This is a genomic window from Variovorax sp. P4_D9 (genome assembly GCF_056401695.1).
Genome location: NZ_JBFUIU010000755.1, coordinates 1 through 4,252, shown reverse-complemented (window position 1 = coordinate 4,252; position 4,252 = coordinate 1). Strand labels below are relative to the sequence as shown.

3 protein-coding genes are annotated in these 4,252 nt (G+C 65.4%); 2 read left to right on the top strand and 1 reads right to left on the bottom strand.

From position 1 onward, the window contains the following. Positions 1–995 (bottom strand): LysR substrate-binding domain-containing protein (locus AC1DY5_RS44440; RefSeq protein ID WP_478120780.1); only part of this gene is annotated, 995 nt, incomplete at its 3' end. Positions 996–1,156: 161 nt separating this feature from the next. Here AC1DY5_RS44440 and AC1DY5_RS44435 point away from each other — a divergent pair. Next, complete coding sequence (locus AC1DY5_RS44435; protein WP_478120779.1) at positions 1,157–2,146, top strand: Bug family tripartite tricarboxylate transporter substrate binding protein; 990 nt, start codon at positions 1,157–1,159, stop codon at positions 2,144–2,146. Further along, on the top strand, positions 2,143–3,585 hold the full coding sequence (locus tag AC1DY5_RS44430) for an amidohydrolase (RefSeq protein WP_478120778.1): 1,443 nt from the start codon (positions 2,143–2,145) through the stop codon (positions 3,583–3,585). Before AC1DY5_RS44435 ends, AC1DY5_RS44430 begins: the two co-directional genes overlap by 4 nt. Positions 3,586–4,252 lie beyond the last annotated feature (667 nt).

The window sequence follows — 4,252 nt, the reverse complement described above, 5'->3', positions numbered from 1 at the left end:
CCCCAGCCCGGCGCGCGCGCCATCTCGCTCAAGGCGCTGTCGCCGAGCGTCAGGCCGTCGATCGAATGGAACAGGCGACGGCGCGCTGGATCGTCGGAACCGAGCGCGCGGTAGATCACTTCGTTGAAGCATTCGATGAAGCACTGGGCGGCCGCGCTCATCGGATCGCCGCGGCGCGAGGTCAGGCTCACGGTCGCTTCGTTCAGGCGCTCCGCCAGCGACAGCACGCACAGGTGCTCACGGTCGGCGGCCGCCTCGACCAGGGGCCAGGCCATCAGCCCCAGCATGTCCGTGCTGCGGATCAGGCTCATCGCGATGACCATCGAGTGCGCGACGTGGATCGTTGGTGCGTATTCGCGCAAGTAGCGACTGAACGCGTCGTCGCGCTGAGCCGGGTCGTCTGAGGGCATCCAGTTCAGCAGCCACTGCGCATCGCGCAATTCGGCCAGAGATCTGCAATGCGCGAGCGGATGGCCTTCGCGCGCTACCACCGCAGAACTGATGCGGAACAACGGGACATGGGCGAAATCGTCATTCATCGACGGCGGACAGGCGCGACCGATGCAGAAATCCAGCGTTCCGTCGCGCAGCTTCGGAATCGAGACTGTCAAGACGCCTTCGAAGAACTCCAGGCGCACATCCGGCATGCGCTGCTGAAACAGTTTGACGATCTCGCCCAGGCAGGTCAGCGCGATCCATGACGCGATCCCGATGCGCAATGGGGCCCGCGGACGATCGACCAACATCGCCACCTCTTCCTGGGCGCGCGCAAGCTGTCCAACAATGAGCCGCGCGTGCACCAACAACGCGCGCCCGACCTCGGTGAACTTCACCCCCTTGGCCTCGCGCGTGATGAGCAACGTCTTGAGATCGTCCTCGAGTTCCCGCACCGCCTTGGTCACCGCCGCCGGCGACAGGCCGGCGGCACGCGAAGCAGCACGAATGCTGCCGTGGTCACCGATCGCGACAAGGGCTTTGAGTTGATGAACCTTCATACCGATCACTGAGCGCAAGCTGGTCCCCGATGGGATTATGTGCGAGGCCGCGAGATGCATGCCTGGCAACCGGCGCTTAACAGCACCACCGTTCCAGGGACTGTTCCACACGGACGGTAAGTCCTAGTATCGAGCCAGATTCACCCCACAGCCTCGCGACCATGGACCCCTGCCGATTCCCATTTTCACGTTTCCTCGTGGCCGTGCTCGCGACCGCTGCGGCGACCCTGGCTGTCGCCCAGGAAGACTATCCGTCGCGGCCGATCATGTTGATCGTGGGCTATGGCGTCGGAGGGACGACCGACAGCCTTGCGCGGCCGTTCGCCGACGTGCTCGGGCGTGTGCTGAAGACCAAGGTGATCGTCGACAACGTGAGCGGCGCCGCCGGAGCGGTGGGGGCTCAAAAGGTCGTCACGGCACGGCCCGACGGTTACACGCTGCTGCTGGGCGGAAATAGCGAGCTGATCGCGACCAAGCTGATCAACCCGAAGCAGCTGTACGACGGTCTCAAGGACCTGACGCCGATCGGCGTGGTCAGCCATCAGGGCGGCGTGCTGCTGGCGTCGCGCCAGTCCGGAATCAAGACCACCGACCAGTACATCCAACTGCTGCGCAAGAACCCCGGCAAGTACAACTACGCCAGCTCGGGCGTCGGCTCGATGTTCCACTTCGCGGGTGAGATCGTGCGCGAGCGCACTGGCACCCAAGTCACCCACGTGGCCTACCGCAGTATCTCGACGCTGGGCAGCGATCTCGCCGGGGGTACTGTCGAGTTCGGCTTCATGGGCACAGGGCCGGCGAAGACGTTCATCGACTCGGGCCTCGTGGTGCCGATCGCGRTCACCAGTGGCACGCGAGCGCCGATGTACCCGAATGTGCCCTCGCTGGCCGAACACCCGGAACTCAAGGGCTACGACCTCACCGGGTGGTTTGCGCTGATGGTGCCCAAGGGTGTGCCGGACCCCATCGTCGCGAAGCTCAAGGTGGCGCTCAAGGAGACGCTGAAGGACGCCCGCCTGCGCCAGACCTTCAACGACCTGGGCGGCCTGCCGATGATCGAGGAGGAGGAGGACCTGCCAAAGCTGATGCGCGAGGAGAGCGCACGCTATAAGAAGTTCGTCGAGACGGCGCACCTGGACTCGCGACCATGAAGTCATCGTCCACCGTTGCCGACATCGCCGCCGCCGTCGAGGACCGGCGCCGACCTTATCTCGAAATCGCCGATCGGATCTGGGGCTTAGCCGAGATGCGTTACCGCGAATTCGAGTCGGCCGAGCTGCACGCAGCGGCCCTGGAGGCCGAGGGCTTTCGCGTCACGCGCGGCGTGGCCGGGATGCCGACCGCTTTCGTTGCCGAAGCCGGCAGCGGTGGACCGGTGATCGGCTTTCTCGGCGAATACGATGCCCTGGCGGGCTTGAACCAGGCCAGCGGCGCGCTCGAGTGCCGCCCCGATCCGACCCGTGCGCTCAACCAGGGCCACGGCTGCGGGCACCATTTGCTGGGCACGGCGGCGCACCTGGCCGCGGTGGTCGCGCGCGATCACCTGCGGCGCCATGAGATGCCCGGCACGGTACGCTTCTACGGCTGCCCAGCCGAGGAGGCCGCCGCCGGCAAGACCTTCATGGCGCGCGCCGGGCTTTTCGACGATCTCGACGCGGCGCTGTCCTGGCACCCGTCGGTGGCCAATTCGGTGTTCATGAACGCCACCCTGGCCAACGTGCAGGCCTATTTCCGGTTCCGCGGCAAATCGGCGCACGCCGCGCTCGCGCCGCACCTGGGACGCAGCGCGCTCGACGCAGCCGAACTTATGAACGTCGGCGTCAACTACCTGCGTGAGCACATGTCCGAGCAGGCGCGCGTGCACTTCGCTTACATCGACTCGGGCGGTCCGTCGACCAACGTGATCCCGGCTTATGCCGAGCTGCTCTACACCGTGCGGGCGTCACGCATCGACGAGGCGCTGGCACTGTTCGAGCGCGTCGAGCAGGTGGCGCGCGGCGCGGCGATGATGACCGGCACAACGGTCGAGATCGTGTTCGACAAGGCGGTGTCCAACCTGCTGCACAACGACACGCTCGACCGCGTGATGGCCGAGCAGATGGAAGCTGTGGGCGCGCTCGAGATCAATGAAGACGAACGGCGCTTTGCCGCCGAGATCCAGGCCACGATCGCGGCCGAGGAGTTCGCCAACAGCGCCAAGCATTTCGCTGCTGCGCTGCGCGACCCGCAACCCATCGCCACCGGCATCCTGCCCTACAAGCCCGATGCCACGCGGCCGGTGACCGGCTCGACTGATATGGGCGACGTGAGCTGGGCTGCGCCGACCACCCAGTGCCTGACCGCCTGCTTTGCCTGGGGAACCGCCTTCCATTCGTGGCAGATGGTCGCGCAGGGGAAGACTTCGCTTGCTCACAAGGGCCTGCTTTTGGCCGCCAAATGCTTGGCTGCGACCGGCGTCGCGCTCGTGAGCCGGCCCGAAACGCTGCGCGAGGCAGCCAGCGAGCTGCACGCCAAGCGCAGGGGGGCCGCCTACCGCTGCCCCATCCCGGCCAAGGTGCTGCCGCCTCCGTCGCGCGAGGCGACGCAATGAGGGGGAATCCTTGTCGCCAACTTTTGGTCGCGCCGGTGCGACCACAGACGCCATCAGGTGCGCGAGATCGGAGGCTTCCACGTTGGGGCCAACAGGTGACGCTGTTCGGCCTGCCCGCACGCGAGATACGCTTCACGCCGCCCGCGCCGCCGGTTCGTCGGTCGTCAAGCTCTGAAGACCGTCGCCCGTCCGGAGAAGTTGTCTGCGTATCTGAACAGTAATGGTCCTAGGCGCAGCTTGCATGCGCAGGCAGATCGAGCTTTGTGCTCGTTGGATCGTTCCGCGCTCGGCTTCTTGAATCTTGTCAACAAACCGACACAAAGCCGGGTCATGATGCCAATCGCGGCAGATCTTCCGGCGCCAGTGGGGATGTTTCGGCGCCGCTAGTCATCACCGGTTCCCCGATGACTGCGGACTGTCGCTCTTTCGCTCAATGAGCGCGGCCAAGAAGCGAGCATCACTTCGCCGTCCGTCGCATGGCTCCCGGCGCGGTCTCCAAAGCGGCGGCATGAGAGGCATCACGCTTCGAAACGACCAGGACTCGAATGGGAATTCAGAAGGGCGTGGGAACCAGACGGTATGACCCACTCGGATCAAATTGACGCATCACGGGAGCCAAACCATGTCAGATGAGTTCGACGATGCCATCGACGTTGCAGTCTGGCAC

Bases quoted from the DNA above. Each gene is read 5' to 3' on its own strand.
- AC1DY5_RS44430 (WP_478120778.1), top strand. From the start codon at position 2,143: ATGAAGTCATCGTCCACCGTTGCCGACATCGCCGCCGCCGTCGAGGAC.